Origin of the sequence: Microbacterium sp. LWH7-1.2, assembly GCF_038397755.1 — a bacterium.
In the GTDB taxonomy this organism is placed as follows: Bacteria; Actinomycetota; Actinomycetes; order Actinomycetales; family Microbacteriaceae; genus Microbacterium.
Genome location: NZ_CP151637.1, coordinates 3,357,031 through 3,375,553, shown reverse-complemented (window position 1 = coordinate 3,375,553; position 18,523 = coordinate 3,357,031). Strand labels below are relative to the sequence as shown.

Annotated in this window: 20 protein-coding genes; 9 read left to right on the top strand and 11 right to left on the bottom strand. The window is 72.2% G+C overall.

Going from position 1 to position 18,523, the window contains the following annotated elements:
* Nucleotides 1-36 precede the first annotated feature (36 nt).
* Genes MRBLWH7_RS15655 through MRBLWH7_RS15645 form a run of 3 tightly spaced genes read right to left on the bottom strand, consistent with a single transcriptional unit; the run spans nt 37 to nt 2,516 of the window.
* Nucleotides 37-561, bottom strand: a complete 525-nt coding sequence (locus MRBLWH7_RS15655) for a hypothetical protein (protein ID WP_341996100.1) — start codon at nt 559-561, stop codon at nt 37-39.
* Nucleotides 558-1,403 (bottom strand): LssY C-terminal domain-containing protein, encoded by an 846-nt coding sequence (locus tag MRBLWH7_RS15650; RefSeq protein WP_341996098.1) that lies wholly within the window; start codon nt 1,401-1,403, stop codon nt 558-560. The genes MRBLWH7_RS15655 and MRBLWH7_RS15650 overlap by 4 nt, the downstream gene beginning before the upstream one ends.
* A gap of 39 nt (nt 1,404-1,442) precedes the next feature.
* Nucleotides 1,443-2,516, bottom strand: a complete 1,074-nt coding sequence (locus tag MRBLWH7_RS15645) for an enoyl-CoA hydratase/isomerase family protein (protein WP_341996096.1) — start codon at nt 2,514-2,516, stop codon at nt 1,443-1,445.
* A 147-nt stretch (nt 2,517-2,663) separates the two neighbouring features.
* On the opposite strand from MRBLWH7_RS15645, the gene MRBLWH7_RS15640 reads away from it, so the two are divergent.
* Together MRBLWH7_RS15640 and MRBLWH7_RS15635 are read left to right on the top strand one after the other, a co-directional pair.
* Complete coding sequence (locus tag MRBLWH7_RS15640; RefSeq protein WP_341996094.1) at nt 2,664-4,592, top strand: ATP-binding cassette domain-containing protein; 1,929 nt, start codon at nt 2,664-2,666, stop codon at nt 4,590-4,592.
* Nucleotides 4,589-5,407, top strand: coding sequence for an ABC transporter permease (locus MRBLWH7_RS15635; protein WP_341996092.1), 819 nt, complete (start codon nt 4,589-4,591; stop codon nt 5,405-5,407). Before MRBLWH7_RS15640 ends, MRBLWH7_RS15635 begins: the two co-directional genes overlap by 4 nt.
* Nucleotides 5,408-5,451: 44 nt before the next feature.
* Here the strand turns inward: MRBLWH7_RS15635 and MRBLWH7_RS15630 are convergent, their stop codons facing one another.
* Entirely contained in the window at nt 5,452-5,916 is a 465-nt protein-coding gene (locus MRBLWH7_RS15630; protein ID WP_341996090.1) for a hypothetical protein, read from the bottom strand.
* A gap of 104 nt (nt 5,917-6,020) precedes the next feature.
* On the opposite strand from MRBLWH7_RS15630, the gene cofG reads away from it, so the two are divergent.
* Genes cofG through MRBLWH7_RS15605 form a run of 5 tightly spaced genes read left to right on the top strand, consistent with a single transcriptional unit; the run spans nt 6,021 to nt 12,014 of the window.
* Nucleotides 6,021-8,423, top strand: a complete 2,403-nt coding sequence (gene cofG, locus MRBLWH7_RS15625) for a 7,8-didemethyl-8-hydroxy-5-deazariboflavin synthase CofG (protein ID WP_341996089.1) — start codon at nt 6,021-6,023, stop codon at nt 8,421-8,423.
* Nucleotides 8,420-9,889: an NAD(P)/FAD-dependent oxidoreductase gene (locus tag MRBLWH7_RS15620; RefSeq protein WP_341996087.1), complete on the top strand. Its 1,470-nt coding sequence runs from the start codon at nt 8,420-8,422 to the stop codon at nt 9,887-9,889. Before cofG ends, MRBLWH7_RS15620 begins: the two co-directional genes overlap by 4 nt.
* Nucleotides 9,886-10,896 carry a glucose-6-phosphate dehydrogenase (coenzyme-F420) gene (gene fgd / locus MRBLWH7_RS15615; protein WP_341996085.1) on the top strand — a complete coding sequence of 337 codons (1,011 nt, stop codon included), beginning with the start codon at nt 9,886-9,888 and terminating at the stop codon, nt 10,894-10,896. Before MRBLWH7_RS15620 ends, fgd begins: the two co-directional genes overlap by 4 nt.
* Nucleotides 10,893-11,573, top strand: a complete 681-nt coding sequence (cofC, locus tag MRBLWH7_RS15610) for a 2-phospho-L-lactate guanylyltransferase (RefSeq protein ID WP_341996083.1) — start codon at nt 10,893-10,895, stop codon at nt 11,571-11,573. Before fgd ends, cofC begins: the two co-directional genes overlap by 4 nt.
* A 9-nt stretch (nt 11,574-11,582) precedes the next feature.
* Nucleotides 11,583-12,014, top strand: coding sequence for a cupin domain-containing protein (locus tag MRBLWH7_RS15605; protein WP_341996081.1), 432 nt, complete (start codon nt 11,583-11,585; stop codon nt 12,012-12,014).
* Nucleotides 12,015-12,023: 9 nt separating this feature from the next.
* Here the strand turns inward: MRBLWH7_RS15605 and MRBLWH7_RS15600 are convergent, their stop codons facing one another.
* The 7 genes from MRBLWH7_RS15600 to MRBLWH7_RS15570 form a co-directional block, all read right to left on the bottom strand.
* Complete coding sequence (locus tag MRBLWH7_RS15600; protein ID WP_341996079.1) at nt 12,024-12,767, bottom strand: sulfite exporter TauE/SafE family protein; 744 nt, start codon at nt 12,765-12,767, stop codon at nt 12,024-12,026.
* A 2-nt stretch (nt 12,768-12,769) separates the two neighbouring features.
* Nucleotides 12,770-13,753, bottom strand: a complete 984-nt coding sequence (gene cofD / locus MRBLWH7_RS15595; protein WP_341996077.1) for a 2-phospho-L-lactate transferase — start codon at nt 13,751-13,753, stop codon at nt 12,770-12,772.
* Nucleotides 13,754-13,760: 7 nt separating this feature from the next.
* Nucleotides 13,761-14,609, bottom strand: a complete 849-nt coding sequence (locus tag MRBLWH7_RS15590) for a uroporphyrinogen-III synthase (RefSeq protein ID WP_341996075.1) — start codon at nt 14,607-14,609, stop codon at nt 13,761-13,763.
* Between the two features lie 182 nt (nt 14,610-14,791).
* Nucleotides 14,792-15,091: a hypothetical protein gene (locus MRBLWH7_RS15585; protein ID WP_341996073.1), complete on the bottom strand. Its 300-nt coding sequence runs from the start codon at nt 15,089-15,091 to the stop codon at nt 14,792-14,794.
* A complete protein-coding gene (locus MRBLWH7_RS15580) occupies nt 15,081-15,482 on the bottom strand; it encodes a phage holin family protein (protein ID WP_341996071.1) in 402 nt (133 codons plus the stop codon). Before MRBLWH7_RS15580 ends, MRBLWH7_RS15585 begins: the two co-directional genes overlap by 11 nt.
* Nucleotides 15,483-15,486: 4 nt before the next feature.
* Complete coding sequence (locus MRBLWH7_RS15575; RefSeq protein WP_341996069.1) at nt 15,487-15,876, bottom strand: hypothetical protein; 390 nt, start codon at nt 15,874-15,876, stop codon at nt 15,487-15,489.
* Nucleotides 15,877-15,975: 99 nt separating this feature from the next.
* A complete protein-coding gene (locus MRBLWH7_RS15570; RefSeq protein ID WP_341996066.1) occupies nt 15,976-17,466 on the bottom strand; it encodes an FAD-dependent oxidoreductase in 1,491 nt (496 codons plus the stop codon).
* Between the two features lie 52 nt (nt 17,467-17,518).
* Between MRBLWH7_RS15570 and MRBLWH7_RS15565 the strand changes: the two genes are divergently transcribed.
* Nucleotides 17,519-18,085, top strand: coding sequence for an HhH-GPD-type base excision DNA repair protein (locus MRBLWH7_RS15565; protein ID WP_341996064.1), 567 nt, complete (start codon nt 17,519-17,521; stop codon nt 18,083-18,085).
* Nucleotides 18,086-18,099: 14 nt separating this feature from the next.
* Nucleotides 18,100-18,522 (top strand): DUF1801 domain-containing protein, encoded by a 423-nt coding sequence (locus tag MRBLWH7_RS15560; protein WP_341996062.1) that lies wholly within the window; start codon nt 18,100-18,102, stop codon nt 18,520-18,522.
* Nucleotide 18,523 lies beyond the last annotated feature (1 nt).

Here is an 18,523-nt window from a genome sequence, read left to right as displayed (position 1 = left end):
CGGGACTCAGGTTACGTCACGCCGGCGCGTCCGGGCTCAGCGGTGCTCGTTGCGGCGCGCGTAGGCGGCGGCGCTGCGGCTCGAGAGGGCGAGGAGGAGCAGGATGTCGATGCTCAGCGACAGGAAGGTCCCTGCGATCTCGATCTCCTGCCCCTGCGCCCACCACGCCGTGAACGAGGTGCTGATCGACAGCACCGCGATGAGCATGACGACCACGCGCGCCCAGTTGACGCCCCGGTACACGAAGAACGCCAGTGCGAGATCGATGAGGAGGACCGTCGCCCCGGTGCCGATCACCAGCCACAGCGCGGCCTGCTTCCCCCCCGGCGTGGGGTCGAACCCTTCGAGCACGGAGTCGGGGTCGGACAGGATGGCGTCCCACCCTGTCGCGATGCTGATGAGCACGACGACGCCGGCGATCACCCTCAGCGCGATGAGCAGGACGCCCGCCACGGTCGAGATCGGGCGCTTCATCTCCGGGTCGAAGCGCGGCGGCTTGAGCAGTCGCCCGGCCGGTTCGTACGCAGGCCGCTTGTGCGGCGCGGGCATCTCGGCGCTCATGCCGGCACCTCCCCCGCACTCTCGACGCGCGGCTCGACGGCGCGCACGTCCACGATGGGGAGGTCCCCGTCGGTGCGGATGCTGTCGCCGCCGCCGTTGCGGGCGTGATAGCCGGTAGCGAAGTCGGCGATGACGTCCACGGTGACGCGGGGGTCGGCACCGCAGATCGAGGAGACGATGTGGTCGCGCTCGACGTCGGTGTCGGCGTCGATGCGGTGGGTGACCTGCAGCGTGAACAGCGACAGCCCGACGCTGGTGTCGAAGGTGCCGGCGGCGAGCCAGTCGACGCGGCGGCCTCCGGGCAGCAGCCAGTCGTCGGGGCAGCGCCAGAACCGCACGTGGTGGCGCTGGGCCGGGTTGCCGTCGACCTCCTGCTGGTAGGCGAAGTCCTGCTGGCGCCCGAAGAGGAAGAGCGGACTCACCGGCGCCTCGTCGTAGCTGCGCCGGCTGAGCGTCGACGTGATGATGCGCCACGACGAGCCGAGCGTCACCGGATCCGCCTGCGTCCAGCCTGCCGCCTCGAGAGAGGCCCGGATCTGCTCGCCGCCGCCCTGGAACGCGAGGTTCACCGGGTCGCCGAGCAGCCCGTCACTCGTGCGGGTGCGCCCGATGAAGTAGTCCGGCACGTAGATCGTGGTGAGGATGCGGTGCAGCCGCGGCAGCACGAGGTACGCGAGCAGCACCCAGAACGCGAGGAAGAACGGGATGCCCCACCACCCGACGTGGAACGTCTCGGTGAGGCTGAGGTAGGCGAGCCACAGCGCCGCGAGTCCGGCGAAGACGAAGAAGAACCAGTCGATCGCGACGCCGATCGAGTAGCTCCTCCGGTGCCGGGTGCTCACGATCCTCCTCGTCGCCGATGCTCGTCGCCGATGCGGGCGTCAGTCCCAGAGGGGGACGTCGGGTCGGTGGGCGAGCGCGGTCTCGGCGAGGTCGTCGGGCAGGTCGGCGAGCGTCGCCGGCTGCCACCGCGGCGTGCGGTCCTTGTCGATGACCTGCGCCCTGATACCCTCCGGCAGGTCGGGCTGAGAGGTCGCGAACCACATCACCAGGCCGTACTCCTGGTCGAGGGCTTCGCGCAGCCCGGGAAGCTCCCGGGCGCGGCGGATCGCGGCGAGCGTCACGGCGAGACCGGTCGGCGACAGTTCGCCGAGCAGGTCGGCGGTGGCGGATGCCGCGGGCTCGGGGCGCGCCCGCAGGCGCTCGACGATCTCGGCGACGGTGTCGGCTGCGAACGCGTCGTCGATCCACTCCCGGGCCCGGATCAGCTTCGACGGGGCGGGGGTCTCGTCGAACAGCAGGACGAGCTCGGTCGGGCTGGATGGGTCGGCCCGCGTCTCGAGCGCGTCGCGCACCGCGTCGAGGTTCTCGTGCGGCACGTAGTGGTCGGCGAATCCGGCGTAGATCGCGTCCGCGGCATCCATCACCGCGCCCGTGAGCCCCAGATACTCGCCGAGGCGGCCCGGTGCGTGGGCGAGCAGCCATGTGCCGCCGACGTCGGGGGTGAAGCCGATGCGGGTCTCGGGCATCGCCAGCTGCGAGCGCTCGGTCACGATTCGGATCGCGGCGTGACCGGCGACGCCGATCCCGCCGCCCATCGTGATGCCGTCCGCGAACGCGACGAACGGCTTCGGGTACTCGGCGATCCGCGCGTTGATCGCGTACTCGGCACGGAAGAACACCGCAGCGTCGTCGGCGTGGCCGCTCGTGACCTGCTCGGCGAGCCCGCGCACATCGCCGCCGGCGCACAGTCCACGCTCGCCGGCGCCGTCCAGCAGCACCATGTCGACCTCGGTGTCGTGCTGCCACGCGTCCAGCGCCGCGTGAAGCTGCTCGACCATCTCGAGGTTGAGGGCGTTGATCGCGCGAGGCCGGTTGAGGGTGAGGCGTCCGAGGCCGCCGCTCGTGCTCACGAGGACGGTGGGCTCGGCGGCGGTCTCAGCGAGGTCGGTCACGAGCGCAACGTTACCGGCCGCGCCAACTTCTCCCACGCTGAGACCGGATTTCCGCCAGGATGGGACGCAGTTCTGCATGAGTCCGCAATGGCGCGGCCCCGTAGATTGCCCCCGGGGAGTCGCCTACGACCAACGAGAGGGTTCGGCATGCCCGAAGGCCAGTCGCTGGAGTTCTCAGGTGTCACCAAGCGCTTCGGCGCCGTCACGGCGGTCGCAGGCCTCACGGCTCGGGTCGAACCGGGAATGGTCACCGGATTCCTCGGCCCGAACGGCGCCGGCAAGACCACCACGCTCCGCGTGCTCCTCGGCCTCGAGAAGCCCACCGAAGGTCACGCCACGATCGGCGGCAGGCGCTACGCCGAGCTCGACCAGCCGCTGCAGACCGTGGGCGCAGTGCTCGAGGCATCCAGCTTCCATCCCGGCCGCACTGCCGCCGCGCACCTCACGATCTACGCCCAGGCCGCCGGCATCGCCAAGTCACGGGTGGGCGAAGTGCTGGACCTCGTCGGATTGACGGATGCTGCGAACCGCAAGGTCGGCGGATACTCGCTGGGCATGCGCCAGCGCCTCGGCCTCGCGTACGCGCTGCTCGGCGACCCGGGCGTGCTCGTGCTCGACGAGCCGGCGAACGGCCTGGATCCCGAGGGCATCCGCTGGATGCGCGGGTTCCTCCGGCAGCTCGCCGGCGAGGGCCGCACCGTGCTCGTCTCGTCGCACCTGCTCGCCGAGGTGCAGCAGACCGTCGACGCGCTGCTGATCATCTCGCGCGGACGCCTGGTGTTCCAGGGCGGGGTCGACGAGCTCACCGACCCGCGCGAGTACGCCACCGTCGTCGACTCCCCCGACCGGCCGGCGCTGAGCGCGGCGCTGAAAGCCGCCGGGGTGGCGTTCGAGGTGCTGCGCTCGGGACTCACCGTGCGCGGCGTCGACCCGACCGCGGTCGGCGCGGCGGCCGCCGCGGGCGGTGTCGCGCTGTCGTCGCTGCACCGTCGCGGCCCGGCGCTGGAAGAGGTCTTCCTCGACCTGGTGAACGGCACGCGGGTGCACCCGAGCGCGGCCGGACATGCGGGGAGCACGGATGCCGCGCCCCCGGCGGCGCCCGTCGCGGCGACGCCGCCCGACTCCGAGGAGGCCGCCGAGTCGGCGCTCACGGCGGCCGAGCTCGACGCCGAGGCGACCGCGGCCCCCGGGGCGGCGTCCGCGCTGGCCGCCGCCGCCGGCGCGGCCTGGGCGGCCGAGCGCGACGAGCCAGACCCTTCCCCTCGCACGTTGAGCGAGCTTGCGAGTCGAAACGCAGAGTCGAAACGCCCCGAGCACGAGGCAGACACCGAGCCTGATGTTCCCCCGGTTCCCGGCCCCGTCGCGTACGCGGTGGCGAGCACCGGCGTCATCGACATCGTGCCGTCGGCTCCCCCCGAGGACGCCGATCCCGATGTCGAGGCCATCGGCCAGATCGACCAAGAGCTGTCGGCAGAGTCTGAGCCCGCACCGGAACCGGCGCCACAACCCGAGCCCCGGCCCGAAGTCGAACCTGCGACCGAGGCCGAGGCTGTACCCGAACCTGCATCCGAACCCGAGGCCGAGGCCGAACCCGAACCGGAACCTTCATCCTCTCCGGAGCCCGGCCCCGCCGACCCGTGGGCTCCCGAAGACGCGAATCCCGATGTCGACGCCATCGGCGAGATCGACGACGAGCTCTCGACCCTCGAGCCGCCCGACGCCGACGACGACCGCCCGTGGGAGCACTACGTCAAGACCGACTCCGACATCGAGGCCGACGCCTTCTTCGCAGCCTTCGACCACACCGCCTCGAGCGGGCAATCCGAGCCCGAGCCCGAGCCCCAGGGTGAACCCGAACCCGAACCCGAACCCGGACCCGACGCCGAGCTCGAGCCCGAAGCCTGGGTGCCGCCCGAAGCCGAGGCCTTCGAGGACGCCGTCACGCGCACCCCGCCCGCGGCCGACGCCGAAGCCCCGCACGAGCCGGGGGACGAGGCATCCGTCGCCCCCTCCGACGCCGACCCGGCGGCAGATGCCGTCACCGCACCCGCCGACGAGGAAGGCGGTGACCGATGAGCCTCACCGCCGCGACCCGCGCCGAGAGCACGAAGCTGTTCTCGACGAGCATCTGGTGGATCCTCGCGATCGTCCTGTTCGCCTACGTCGCGTTTACGGCAGCGGCGCTCGGCTTCGTCTACGCGGCGGCCGCGACGGGGTCGCTCCCCGGCAACGCGCCGCCGCTGCCCGAGGAGGGCCTCGCCGCGACGCTGTACAGCACGGCGACCACCGTCGGCTACGTCTTCCCGCTGCTGGTGGGCACGCTCATGGTGACCGCGGAGTTCCGCCACAAGACCCTGACGCCCACGTTCCTCGCGACGCCCCGCCGCGGCCGCGTGCTCGTCGCGAAGCTCGCCGTGGCGGTGCTGATCGGCGTCGTGCTCGGGGTCATCGGCATCGTCGCCGCGGTCGGCACCTCGGCGGCGTTCCTCGCCGGGTTCGGGCTCGCGACGGACATCACCTCGCCCGACACGTGGGCGATGCTCGGACGGATGCTGCTCGCCTACGTCCTCTGGACGCTCATCGGCGTCGGCGTCGGCGCCCTCGTGCGCAATCAGGTGGGTGCGATCGTCGGCGTGCTCGTGTTCACGCAGTTCATCGAGCCGATCGGACGCACCGCGGCCGCGTTCGTGGAGGGACTGTCGGACGTGACGCGCTTCCTGCCGGGAGCCGCAAGCGATGCGCTCGTCGGTGCGAGCGTCTACGCGGCGACCATCCCGCAGGGCTCGGCGGACCCGCTCGAGTGGTGGGTGGGCGGACTCGTGCTGCTCGGCTACGCCGTCGTCTTCGTCGTGCTCGGCCACCTGGTGAGCTGGCGGCGCGACGTCAGCTGAGGCTTCCGGTCGTCGAGCGAGCCTGCGAGTCGAAACGTGAACGATCAGACCGCGGGTGCGGGTGCGGGCGTCTTGCGCCCCCGCGGCTTGCGCTCGGGAACGACCGGGATGGTGCCGGTCTCGGCGGCGATGTCGACGACGTCCGTCGGCTCGGCGGCCAGCTCGACGCGCAGCGCCTGCACGAGGGCGAGGCCGTGGCGCGTGGTGAGGATGACGCGCTGGTACTCGGGGTGGCCCTCGAGGTCGATCACGACGCTCGGACGGCGGCGGCGGATGATCGCGAAATCATCCCCGCCCGCGGAGCGCCAGGTGCCGGCCGCGATGATGCCGCGCACGTGGGTGCCGGGGCTCGGGATGCCGCGCAGCCACGTCCACGCGTCGTCGGTGAGCTGCACCTTGGTGATGGTCGAGCGTTCGATGACGACATTCCCCTTGCGGAATGACAGGGCGCGCTCGGACACCGACAGCACCACTTCGAGCTGCGTCGAGTCGAGCAGCAGCGTCACCATGTGCCCAGTCTGCCAGCGCAGGCGCACGGAACCGGACTCATTTGCTTACGGGAGGGCAACGATCCTTCGGCCCCGGTACCCGTAGGCGGTGCAAGACTGGGTCGGTGACCGTCGTGTTCCCCTCCGTCACCGCGTCGCCCCGGACCGCCTCCCCTTCAGCCGTCGACGCCGCGCTCGCGCGCGCCGCGGCCGGCGAGCGGCTCGACGCGACCGACGCCGAGACACTGCTCGCCGCGACCGGCGAGCACTTGGAGCGCCTGCTCGAGATCGCCGGCGATCTGCGCGACGCCGGGCTCGCAGCATCCGGTCGGCCCGGAGTGATCACGTACTCGCGCAAGGTGTTCGTGCCGCTCACGACGCTGTGCCGCGACCGCTGCCACTACTGCGTGTTCGTCGACACCCCCGGGCAGCTCCTCAAGAAGCACAAGCCCGCGTTCATGTCGGCCGAGCAGGTGCTCGCCGTCGTTCGGCAGGGGCTGGCGTCAGGCTGCAAGGAGGTGCTGCTGACCCTCGGCGACCGCCCCGAGGAGCGGTGGCCCGAGGCCCGCGCGTGGCTCGACGAGCACGGGTTCGCATCGACGATCGAGTACGTCGCGCACATCGCGCGCCGGGTGACCGCCGAAACCGGTCTGCTCGCACACGCGAACCCCGGCGTCATGACCGTGGACGAGCTGCGGATGCTGCGCCCCACCGCGCCGTCGATGGGCATGATGCTCGAGACGACCTCGCGTCGGCTGTTCGAGGAGCCCGGGCAGGTGCACTTCGGGTCGCCCGACAAGGACCCGACGGTGCGGCTCGAGGTCATCGAGGCCGCGGGGCGTGAGCGGGTGCCCTTCACCACCGGGATCCTCGTCGGCATCGGCGAGACCGCGCGCGACCGCGCCGAGTCGCTCGTCGCGATCCGCGAGGCTCACGAACGGCATCAGGTGGACGGGCAGGGCCACGTGCAGGAGGTGATCGTGCAGAACTTCCGCGCGAAGCCCCGCACCGCGATGCAGGGCGCGCCCGACGCGGATCTGCTCGAGTACGTCGCCGCCGTCGCGGTGGCCCGGCTGGTGATGGGTCCTCGGATGCGGATCCAGGTGCCGCCCAACCTGTCGGACGCCACGGAGTTCGGCCTGCTGGTGCGCGCCGGCGCCGACGACTGGGGCGGGGTCTCGCCCCTCACCGCCGACCACGTGAATCCCGAGCGCCCGTGGCCGCACCTCGACGACCTCGCGCGCATGACGGCGGAGCTGGGATTCGAGCTGCGCGAGCGCCTGACCGCGCAGCCCGAGTTCGTGCTGGCCGCCCAGACGTGGATCGACCCCGCCCTGCGCCCGGCGGTGGCTGCGCTCGCGGACCCGGAAACCGGGCTCGCTGCTCTCGCCGCCAATGATTCAGGAGACACGCCGGTCGACGGCGTCCCTGGCGACCACCCGGACCCGGATCTCCTGAGTTCTCTACCGGAGCGCACCGTGAAGCGGCTCGCGGAGACCGCGGCGGCCGACCCGCTCGCCCTCGACGACGCCGAGTGGGTCGCGCTCCTCGAAGCCACCGGCGATGAGCTGGACGTGCTCGCCGCGACCGCCGACGACGTACGGCGCTACACGGTGGGCGAAGCGGTCACCCTCGTGGTGAACCGCAATCTCACCTCCACCGGCCTCCGCGCGAGCGCGACCGCCGACCCCGCGACCTTCACGCTCGACGACGTCGGCGCGATCGCGGCCGACGCATGGGACCTCGGCGCCACCGAGCTCTGCGTGCAGGGGCTCCTCGCCGCGTCGGAAGACCCGGCGGGCTACCTCGACATCGCGCGCCGGGCGAAGGCGGCGGCGCCGGGCATGCATCTCCACGCGTACCGCCCTCAGGATGTGCGCGACCTCGCCGAACGCTCCGGCCTGACGCTCGATGAGGCTCTCGCCGCGATGCGCGGCGCCGGCGTCGACACCGTGCCCGGCACCGGCGTCAAGGTGCTGAGCGAACGCGTGCGCGGGCTCGTCGCGCCGACGGACCTCGAGATCGACGGCTGGGTCGAAGGCATCACGGCCGCTCACCGTGCCGGCTTCCGCTCGACGAGCGTGATCTTCTACGGTCACGTCGAGACCGCCGCCGAGCGCATCGCGCACCTGCGGCAGCTGCGCGCGATCCAGGACGACACCCGCGGCTTCACCGAGTTCGTGCCGATCCCGCTGCCCGGGCCCGCCGGCGGTGTCGCGCTCGTTCCCGGCCGCGCGCCGCTCGACGAGCACCGCGCCATGGTCGCCGTCTCGCGGCTGCTGCTGTCGGGCAGCATCCCGCACATCCAGATCCCGTGGACGCGCGTCGGGCGCGAGGCATCCGTCGTCCTGCTGCAGTCCGGCGGCGACGACCTCGGCGGCACTCTGCTCGACGGCCGGGTGAAGCCCGAGGCCGGCATCGAGCACGGCCTCGAGCTGCCCGTGAGGGATGCCTCGGCCATGGTGTCGCGCCTGTTCCGGCCGTTCCGCCTCCGCACGACCACGTACGGTCAGGTGGGTCCGCGGTGACCCGCGTCGAGGTCGCCGTCGTCGGTGCCGGATTCGCCGGCATCGGCGTGGCGTCGGCGCTGCGCCGGGCGGGCCGCGACGACTTCGTCGTGCTGGAGCGTGGGAGCTCCGTCGGCGGCACGTGGCGCGACAACACGTATCCGGGCATCGCGTGCGACGTGCCCTCGCACTTGTACGGCTTCGCTGCCCACCCGAATCCGGCGTGGTCGGGCACGTACGCGAAGGGCGCGGAGATCCAGGCCTACCTCGAGCGGGTCGTCGACGCCGAGGGCCTGCGCGACCGCCTGCGCCTGGGCACCCCGATGAGATCGGCCGAGTGGGATGCCGCGCACGCGGTGTGGCGCATCACGACACCCGACGGACTCGTCGTGGCCGACGCTCTCGTGCTCGCGTGCGGACGCCTCACGGAGCCGGCCATCCCCCGGGTGCCCGGACTCGAGCAGTTCCCTGGACCGCTGTTCCACTCGGCGCGGTGGGACCACTCGACCGATCTCGCCGGCGCACGCGTGGGCGTCGTGGGCACCGGGGCCAGCGCCGTACAGATCGTGCCGGAGCTCGCGCGCACCGCGGCGCACGTCACGCTCTTCCAGCGCACTCCCGCGTGGATCGTGCCGCGCGGCGGCGACGCCTACTCCGACGCCGACCGCGCGCGGTTCGCCGCGACGCCGCAGGCGCTGGAGGCCCTCCGTGCCGAGCTCTACGCCGAGGGCGAGGCGCGCTTCGCGTCGCGTTCGGGCGATTCCGCTGCGGCCGCCGAGGCCGAAGCCGTCGCGCTCGCGCACCTCCGCCGGCAGGTCGCCGACCCCGCGCTGCGCGCCGCACTCACCCCCGACTACGCCTTCGGCTGCAAGCGCGTGCTGCTGTCGGACGACTTCTACCCCGCCGTCGCGTCCGACGCCGTCTCGCTCGTGTCCTCCGCGCTGGCGGAGGTGGAGGGGTCGGCGCTCGTCGCCTCCGACGGCACCCGCCACGAGGTCGACGCGCTGGTCCTCGCGACCGGGTTCGCCTCGACCCGCCAGCCCTACGCCGAGCTCGTCACCGGCGAGGACGGCGTGGCGCTTGCCGAGCACTGGTCGGGCGGCATGACGGCGTTCGCCTCGACCGTCGTCTCCGGCTTCCCGAATCTCTTCGTGCTGAACGGCCCGAACGCGTCTCTCGGCCACTCGTCGTCCGTGCTCATGATCGAGGAGCAGGCGGGCTACGTCACCCGTGCCCTCGAGGCCCGCGCCGGCCGCGTGCTGCGTGTCGACCCCGAAGCCGAGCGCGCCTACACCGACGAGATCGCTCGGGCCGCGGCATCCACCCGCTGGATGACGGGCGGATGCCGCAACTGGTACGTCGACGAACGCTCGGGCCGGCTCGCCCTGCTGTGGCCCGGCACGGTGGACGCCTTCCGCGAGCGACTCGGCCGGGCCGACGGCTCCGAGTTCCTCCCCGAACCCGCTCTCGAAGGGAGCACCCTATGACCGTCCCCCTGCGCTTCGGCTACAAGGCGTCCGCCGAGCAGTTCGGTCCCGCCGAGCTGCTCGACTATGCGATCCAGGCCGAGGAGGCCGGGTTCGACTCGGTGTTCATCTCGGACCACCTGCAGCCGTGGCTGCACGACGGCGGGCACGCCCCGGCATCCGTCCCCTGGCTCGGCGCGCTCGGCGCCAAGACCTCGCGGGTGCTGATCGGAACCTCGGTGCTGACGCCGACCTTCCGCTACAACCCCACGGTCGTCGCCCAGGACTTCGCGACGCTCGGCGTGATGTACCCGGGCCGGGTCATCCTCGGCGTCGGAACGGGCGAGGCGCTCAACGAGGCGAACCTCGGCATCACGTGGCCCGAGCCGCCGGAGCGGTTCCAGCGCCTGAAAGAAGCGATCGGGCTCATCCGCCGGCTGTGGTCGGAGGATCGCGTCAACTTCGACGGCACGTACTACACGGCCCGCAACATCACGATCTACGACAAGCTCCCCGAGCCCGTCCCGATCTACATCGGCGCCGCCGGTCCCGCCGCGACGCGCCTCGCCGGCCGCATCGCCGACGGCTTCATCACGACATCGGGCAAGAAGCGGGAGCTCTACACCGAGACCCTGTTGCCCGCGCTGCACGAAGGGCTCGAGAAGGCCGGCCGCCCGGCCGACGCGATCGACACACTGATGGAGATCAAGGTCTCGCTCGACGAGACCATCGACGCCGCGCGCGAGAAGACCCGGTTCTGGGCACCGCTCGCCCTCACCCCCGAGGAGAAGATGGGCGTCGACGACCCCATCGAGATGCAGCGGCTCGGCGAGGCACTGCCGATCGAGCGCGCGGCGTCGCGGTTCATCGTCTCGGACGATCCCGACGAGCACGTCGAGCGCATCGGCTGGTACATCGGCCTCGGCTTCCGCCACCTCGTCTTCCACGACCCGGGCCACGACCAGGGCGCCTTCCTGCGGATGTACGGCGAAGAGATCCTGCCGCGCTTGCGCGCGAAGTACGCGTGACCCCGCTGTTCGGCCGACGCGGCCGTAGCTCCTCCGCTTCCGCGGCGCCGCCGCCCCGCTGGGTGGTCGTGGTGCCGGTCAAGCCCTCCGCGCGCGCGAAGTCGCGCCTGGAGGTCGCCGGCGTCGGCCGCTCCGACCTCGCCCGCGCCATCGCCCTCGACACGCTGGCGGCGGCGAGCGCGTGCGAGCTCGTCGCGCAGGTCGTGGTGGTGACCGACGACGCCGCCCTCGCGCGCGAAGCGGCGATGATCCCGGCGCTGCGGTTCGTCCCCGAGGGCGACGCGCAGGGGCTCGACGCCGCGGTGGCGGCGGGCGTCGCGGCGATCGATCCGAACGGACGGATGCCGCGCGCCGCGCTCCTGGGCGACCTTCCGGCGCTGCGACCCGCCGACCTCGCCGACGCGCTGCGGGCCGCGGCATCCGTCCCCCGCGGCGTCGTTCCCGACGCGGAAGGCACGGGCTCGACGCTGGTCACGGCGGGGCCGGGGACCGCCTGGGAGTCGTCGTTCGGCGACGGCTCGTTCGCGCGGCACGTCGCCCTCGGATGCACGGCGATCGGGATTACGGATGCCTCGACCCTCCGTCGCGACGTCGACACCGCCGACCAGCTCGACACCGCTCGCGCGCTGGGCCTGGGCCCGCGCACGGCGGCCCTCGTCACCTCCGCTCACGGATAGCCTGGGCCGATGAGCGACTACCAGGTGCTGGAGATGGGCGGGCTCGAGGAGTGGCGGGCGCACTACGGCGGGTTCACGCCGGAGAGGTCGCGTGATGGCCGCCGTGTCGTGGACCACGACATGACCATGCAGTACATCGGCCTGACCGCGAACGCGTTCGAGCCGGGTGAGCAGGCCGGTTACTGGCACTCCCACGCACGCGTCGAGGAGCTGTACGTGTTCCTCGCCGGCCAGGGGCAGATGGGCCTCGACGACGACATCGTCGACGTCGGCCCCGGCACGGTCGTTCGCGTCGGAGAGGGGGTCTGGCGCACGTGGCGCGCGAGCCCCGACAGTCCCGGGCAGCTGCGGTGGCTGTGCATCCGTGCCGGCGGCGAGGAGCTCCCCCACCTTCCCGACGACAGCACGCGCGACAACGACCGCCCCTCGCCCTGGGCGTGAGGGTCCGCGTCAGACGATCAGCAGGTACACCGCGCCGACGATCGTGAAGACGATCACGAGCTTCTCGAACACCGACTGCGGCATGCGGTCGGCGAGCCAGCGGCCCAGGAACGCGGAGGCCACGACAAGCGGCACGAGCACGAGGTCGATCAGCAGTCCGGGCACGGTGATGATGCCGATGCCGACCGAGAACGGCACCTTGAATAGGTTGACGATCGCGAAGAACCAGGCCGCCGTGCCGAGGAACGCCTTCACCTCGAAGCGGGCCGCGAGGAAGTACATCGACATCACGGGTCCCGCCGCGTTCGCGACCATCGTGGTGAAGCCGCCGAGCGAGCCGTAGGTCGCTGCGGCGACGGGGTGGGGTCGGGCGGCCTCGACGCTCGAGGTGAAGCGTCGTCGGAGCAGCGTGATGGCGATGACCGCGAGCAGGATCACGCCGATCGATTTCTTCACCCACACGTCGTCGGCGAACCACAGGAACACCACGCCGACCAGTACGCCCACCACGACCGCGGGTGCGAGTCTGAGCAGGGTGCGCCAGTCCGCGTGCCGGCGATACATGGTGACGGCGAACAGGTCGGCGACGATGAGCAGGAGCAGCAGCACGCCCGTCGACTGCTTCGCCGGCAGCACGGCCGCGAAGATGGCCACGGCGATCGTGCCCGCGCCCGGCACCGCGGTCTTCGAGAGTCCGACGACGACCGCGCCGACGGCGAGCAGGGCCCACGCCCACCACGCGAGTTCGGGCACTTTCAGACCCCTGCGGCCGTGAGCGCCGCCTCGCCGAGGGCACTCTGGCGCGCGGCATCCGTCATCCAGAGCGGACGGACGAGGGGACGGATGCCGAGCCCGGCGACCTCGTCAGCGGCAGCCTCGTCCTCTTCGGCGAGGAGCCACGCGTCGAGCAGCCCACCGGTCTCGCGGGCACCGTACAGACCTGCGACCGCCGTCGCGGAGGTCTCGACGCCGATCGCGGTGAGGCACACGTCGGCCATGCCGCGCACCACCTTGCCGCCGATGATCGGCGAGACCCCCACCACGGGTGCCGCCGTCGCGCTGAGCGCCTCGTGCACGCCCGGCACGGCGAGGATCGGGCCGATGGACACGACCGGGTTCGAGGGTGCCAGCAGCACGACGTCGGCGTCGGCGATCGCCTCGACGACGCCGGGCGCGGGGGCTGCCGCCTCGATGCCGGGGTTCTCGAAGCGCGCCGGGGCGAGGGTCGCGCGGTGGCGGGTCCACCACTCCTGGAAGTGCAGGCGCGTGCCGTCGTCGAGCACCACGATGGTGTCGACCTCGGTGTCGGTCATCGGGAGCAGCCGCGCGCCGAGATCCCAGCGGTGCGACATGCGCTCGAGCACGTCGGTGGGCGTGAGGCCGTCGCGCAGCCAGCCGGTGCGGGCGAGGTGCGTGCCGAGATCGAGGTCGCCGAGGGTGAACCAGGGCCAGCCGGCGCCCCACTCCTGCAGCTCGTGGTTGACGCGCTCGCTGTCGCCCTGGCGGCCCCAGCCGCGCTCGGCGTCGTTGACGCCCGCGAGGGCGTAGGTGATCGAGTCGACGTCGGGTTGCAGCCGCACGCCCGACAGCCAGAGGTCGTCGCCGGTGTTGACGACGACGGTGAGGGATGCGGCGGTGTCGTCGACGCCGCGGGCGCGCAGCGCGCCGCGGACACCGAGGACGAAGCGGGAGCCCCCGACTCCGCCCGCGAGCACGACGATGCGGGGCGTGCCGGTCACAGGCGGGTCAGTTCCGCGTATCGATGCCGCCGAGACGCGGGATCATGCCGGTCTTGGGGGCGAACTCGTCGGCCGCGTGCGGGAGGGAGAACTTGCCGACCGCGTCGATCAGGGCATCGACGGTCTGCGCGTCGGCCACGACGTCGACGTCGAGGCCCGCGCGGCGCGCGTCCTTCGCGGTGCGGGGACCGATCGCGGCGATGAGCGTGGTCTCGGGGATCTCGGGGAACTGCTCGTGCACCTGGTGCGCCACCGAGCCGCTCGTCACAAGGATGGCGTTGATGCGGCCCGACTGGACGTCCTCGGCGATGCGCTCGGTGACCGGCACGCCGACGGTGCGGTAGGCGACCACGCTGCGCACGCGATGCCCCGCCTCGGTGAGCATGCGGGTGAGGACCGGCTTCGCGATCTCGCTGCGGAGGGCGAGGATGTCGCGCGGCTCGGGCTCGAGGGCGATGAGCTGCTCGGCCATGCCGGCCGCGGAGTTGTCGCGCTCGGGCACGAGATCGACCCGATAGCCGACGGCCAGAAGCGCCGCCGCCGTCGTCTCCCCCACGGCCGCGATCTTCGTCGCCGCCGGGACGACTGCGCGGTACGCGTAGAGGACATCGACCGTGGTCGCGCTCGTGACCGTGAGCCACTCGAACCTTCCCGCGGCGAGGTCGGCGAGAGCCTGGTCGAGGGAGGCCTGGTCGTTCGTGGGGGCGAAGTTGATGAGCGGGGCGATCACGGGGATCGCGCCCTGGCGGCGGAGAGTCGCCGCGACGCCGTCGCCCCAGGGACCGCCGCGGGGCACGAGAACGCGCCAGCCGGCCAGTGGTTTGACGGACTGCTGCTGTGCTGCGGCGGTGTTCATAGGGGGTCGACTCTCGATGATGCTCAGTCGGCCGCCCAAGAAGCTCGAGACAGCCGATGCGCGATTCGAATCGGGTTCGCGCTATCGGCAGCTAACGCACCATTGCACTGCCTTGCTTCCCGAGCATACCCCCGATCGCGGATGCCGTGACCTCGGCGAGGCGGGGCGCTGGGGATGCCGGATCAGCGGGTATAGAGGCGCACGAAGCCCCAGACCGCCGCGCCGACCGCCGCGGCGCCCGCGATGACGGCCACGGCCGTGAGGGCGGGATTGCGGCGATTGAACGCCCGGGCCCGTTCGATGTTCACGTCGAGCGCCCGCTCGACCCGGCGCGGGACGTTCGCCTTCGCCTCGATGGCGGCGAGCGCAGCCTTCAGCTCGGTCCTCGCCTGCTCCACGGGATCGGTGATCCCCAAGGGCACGGCGGTGCGGGGCAGCGCGACCGAGTTCTTCGACAGCGGAACGGGCGCGTCAGAGCTCATCGCGCACCTCCTTGACGTCCAGGGCGATCGATTGGACCGGGTTGCGACGCTCGCCGATCCGGCGGAAGTAGAGGACGCCGATGATCGCGAAGACCGCGGTGACGATCAGCATCGCGAAGAACACCACGAGCGCCGACAGCCACACCGGCCACCACGACGACAGCCCCGCGATGACGAACGTGCCGAAGACGGGCACCGACCAGAACAGCACGAACAGCGCGGCGAAGACCCAGAGAGCTCCCCATCCGCCGTCCTTCGCGGTCTTGGCGAGCCAGGCCTTCGCGGCGTCGATCTCCGCGATGACGAGGTTGCGGATCAGCTCCGGGATCTCACCGAGCAGAGTGAGCAGGCTGTCGTCCGCGCGGTCACGGAAGCCGCGGGGGGTGGTCATCACGTCAGGCCCCGCCGCGACCGTTCTCGGAGGCGTCGTCCACGGCTTCGTCGACGGCGTCCTTCACGGCCTGCGCCGAGGTCTGCGCCGCCTTTCCCACGTCGTCGGCCGAGTCTTTGCCGACCTTGAGCGCCGCGTCGAGCTTCTGCCCGGGGGTGCCCTTCGAGCCGGCGGCCTGCGTGACCTTCACGGCGGACTCCCACAGCGTCGACGGCAGCGCCATCGCCTGGGACTTCGCGAAGTCCTTCACCTTGCCGACCTGCGTCTGCACCGGCTCGGTGTTCCACACCTTGAGCCACTGCGTCTTGATCTGCTCGTAGCGCTCATGACCCGCGCGCGAACCGAGCACATACCCGATCGCGAGTCCGATGACGAGTCCAGCCTTGCCCTTCATGAGGTCTCCTCACGCTCGGTGTGACCTGACGACCTTCCCAGGGTAGCCCTGTATGCCGATTCCGGCATCCACTCTTGACAGGGCCCGCAACGGGAGGGTTCACTCCGCCGCCGCGGCACCCCACAGCGCGCGGTGACGCAGTCGATCCGCCTCTTCCTGCGCGTCGGCGACGACCTGCGCGAGGCCGCTCCCCGACAGCCACGCACCGACCGCGGCGAGGCCGGGCGCGCGGGCGGTCGCGGCGCGGGCGGCGTCGGTGCGCTCGCGCCGGCCGAGGGCCGACGCCGGCGGCACGAGGGTGTACGCGTCGCGACGCGCGCCGCCGATCCGGTCCTCGTCGAGCTCCACACCGAGGAGGACGGATGCCTCGGCCACGGCCATCGCCGCCGCATCGGCGTCGGACAGCCCCTCGGTCGCGGGCGCGATCCCGGGGGCGCCGAAAGCGACGCGCAGCACATGGCGCCCGGCGCCCGCCTCCCGCGCGAGCCACTCCCACCGCGCGGTCTCGTGGACGAGCCCCGTGGCGCGCAGCGCGCCGGGGACGGCGTGGACATGGGCGCCGCGCGGCGCCGTATCGAGCTCGGGGGCGTCTACCACGATCGTCACGACCTCTCGGGCGATGCCCACGGCGGCGACATCTGCGAACGCGGGGTTGTCGAGGGCGGGCGCCAGGAGAGTGCGCGCCGCGGTCTCGTCGGTCGCGACGATCACCGCGTCGGCGTGCAGCCGGTCCGGTGCGACGGCTGCGCCCTCGGGAGCGATCGTCGCGAGCTCCACCGTCCACCTTCCGTCGCCGCGGACCAGACCCGTCGCCAGCGCTCCGGTGTGGACGGCCACCTCGCGCTCGGCGAGCCTGTCGGCGAGCGCGGCCGTGAGCTGCGGCATCCCACCGGCCAATCCCTCGATCGAGGAACCGGGGGCGTCGACGCGCACGTCGGCGACGGCGCCGCCCAGCCACCCTGTGCGGGTGAGCGCGTTGCTGAGTCCGGGTGCCGCGATCTCGACGTCGACGTCGACGGGGTCCAGGCCGAAGCGGTCGATGGTCAGCGGTGCCACCAGGCGATCCAGGACTCTGTCGCCCATCCGGCCGTGCACGAGACGGCCGAGACTGCGCTGGGCGCCGATCGTGAGCGGCGGGCGCAGGCGGTCGAGGTAGGCGCGCCATGTGCCGCCCCAGCCGATGACCCGGCGGACGCTCTCGTCCCACGGATTGGCCGGGATGCCGAGCACCTGCTCGGCGGGCAGCGGCGCCGCAGCGCCCTTCGGCAGGCCCGCGATCCACTCGCGGTCATCGCGCGGGCGCACGATCGCAGCATCCGGCAGCACCTCCTCGACGAGCTTGCGCACCGCGCCGCCCTTCGTGGACCAACAGGTGACGCCCGTCTCGAGCTCGAGTCCCGCGATGCGGGCGGACCCGATGGTGCCGCCGAGACGATCGGATGCCTCCACCAGCGTCACCGCCATGCCGACCTTGGCGCACTCCCAGGCCGCGACGAGTCCGGCGATGCCGCCGCCGATCACGACCACCCGCGTCTGGCGGGCGTGGTCGACGAGTTCCTGGAGCGGTTCGGCGTCGGTCACGGCATCCATCCTCCCATCCGCGAACTGTGCCGGCCGGGGCGGCCGGTGGGAGACTGGCGGCATGACGCTCCACATCACGGGCGACGACGACGCCGATCGCCTGCTGACCGACGACCCGCTCGCACTGCTCATCGGCATGCTCCTCGACCAGCAGGTGGCCATGGAGACGGCCTTCGCAGGGCCGCTCAAGATCTCGGAGCGGGCGGGGACGCTGGATGCCGCGGCCATCGCGAGCTTCGATCCGGAGGCGTTCACCGAGCTCTTCAAGGCCACGCCCGCGGTGCATCGGTTCCCGGGTTCGATGGCGGCCCGTGTGCAGGCGCTGTGCGCGGCGGTCGAGCAGGACTGGGGCGGTGACGCCTCCGCGATCTGGACGCGCGACGAGCCCGACGGGGCGACCGTGCTGAAGCGCCTGAAGTCGCTGCCGGGATTCGGCGAACAGAAGGCGAAGATCTTCCTCGCGCTTCTGGGCAAGCAGTACGGCTTCACCGGCGCCGGCTGGCGCGAGGCGGCAGGCTCGTATGGCGACGAGGGCTCGTTCCGCAGCGTCGCCGACATCGTCTCGCCCGAGTCGCTGACCAAGGTGCGCGAGCACAAGCGCGCGATGAAGGCCGCGGCCAAGGGCTGACGCGGAGCGGCGCGATGAAGAAGACCGGAGGGGACGTCGACGAGTTCGTCGCCGGCGTGCGGCCGGCGAAGCGGCAGCGCGATGCCGCCGCGATGATCGACCTCCTGCGCGATGTCACCGGCCGCGAGCCCGAGCTGTGGGGCACGATCATCGGCTTCGGGTCGTGCCACTACCGCTCTGCGGCCGGCACCGAGGGCGACGCCCCGATCGCGGCGTTCTCCCCGCGACGCGAGTCCACCACGGTGTACACGCTGCGCACCGCTGCGCACGGCGAGCGCCTCGCGCGGCTCGGACCGCACGAGACGGGCGTGAGCTGCCTGTACCTCAAGGACCTGGACCAGGTCGATGCCGGGGTGCTCCGCGAGATCGTCGCCGAGGACTACCGCCGCGTGCTGGCCGGCGAGACCGGCGACATGACGTACACCATTACGGGCTGAC

Excerpts from the sequence above, each read along its gene's own strand:
- MRBLWH7_RS15655 (WP_341996100.1), bottom strand. The coding sequence starts at position 561 with ATGAGCGCCGAGATGCCCGCGCCGCACAAGCGGCCTGCGTACGAACCG.
- MRBLWH7_RS15640 (WP_341996094.1), top strand. The coding sequence starts at position 2,664 with ATGCCCGAAGGCCAGTCGCTGGAGTTCTCAGGTGTCACCAAGCGCTTC.
- MRBLWH7_RS15635 (WP_341996092.1), top strand. The coding sequence starts at position 4,589 with ATGAGCCTCACCGCCGCGACCCGCGCCGAGAGCACGAAGCTGTTCTCG.
- MRBLWH7_RS15630 (WP_341996090.1), bottom strand. The coding sequence starts at position 5,916 with ATGGTGACGCTGCTGCTCGACTCGACGCAGCTCGAAGTGGTGCTGTCG.
- fgd (WP_341996085.1), top strand. The coding sequence starts at position 9,886 with ATGACCGTCCCCCTGCGCTTCGGCTACAAGGCGTCCGCCGAGCAGTTC.
- MRBLWH7_RS15605 (WP_341996081.1), top strand. The coding sequence starts at position 11,583 with ATGAGCGACTACCAGGTGCTGGAGATGGGCGGGCTCGAGGAGTGGCGG.
- MRBLWH7_RS15590 (WP_341996075.1), bottom strand. The coding sequence starts at position 14,609 with ATGAACACCGCCGCAGCACAGCAGCAGTCCGTCAAACCACTGGCCGGC.
- MRBLWH7_RS15585 (WP_341996073.1), bottom strand. The coding sequence starts at position 15,091 with ATGAGCTCTGACGCGCCCGTTCCGCTGTCGAAGAACTCGGTCGCGCTG.
- MRBLWH7_RS15580 (WP_341996071.1), bottom strand. The coding sequence starts at position 15,482 with ATGACCACCCCCCGCGGCTTCCGTGACCGCGCGGACGACAGCCTGCTC.
- MRBLWH7_RS15575 (WP_341996069.1), bottom strand. The coding sequence starts at position 15,876 with ATGAAGGGCAAGGCTGGACTCGTCATCGGACTCGCGATCGGGTATGTG.
- MRBLWH7_RS15570 (WP_341996066.1), bottom strand. The coding sequence starts at position 17,466 with ATGGATGCCGTGACCGACGCCGAACCGCTCCAGGAACTCGTCGACCAC.
- MRBLWH7_RS15565 (WP_341996064.1), top strand. The coding sequence starts at position 17,519 with ATGACGCTCCACATCACGGGCGACGACGACGCCGATCGCCTGCTGACC.
- MRBLWH7_RS15560 (WP_341996062.1), top strand. The coding sequence starts at position 18,100 with ATGAAGAAGACCGGAGGGGACGTCGACGAGTTCGTCGCCGGCGTGCGG.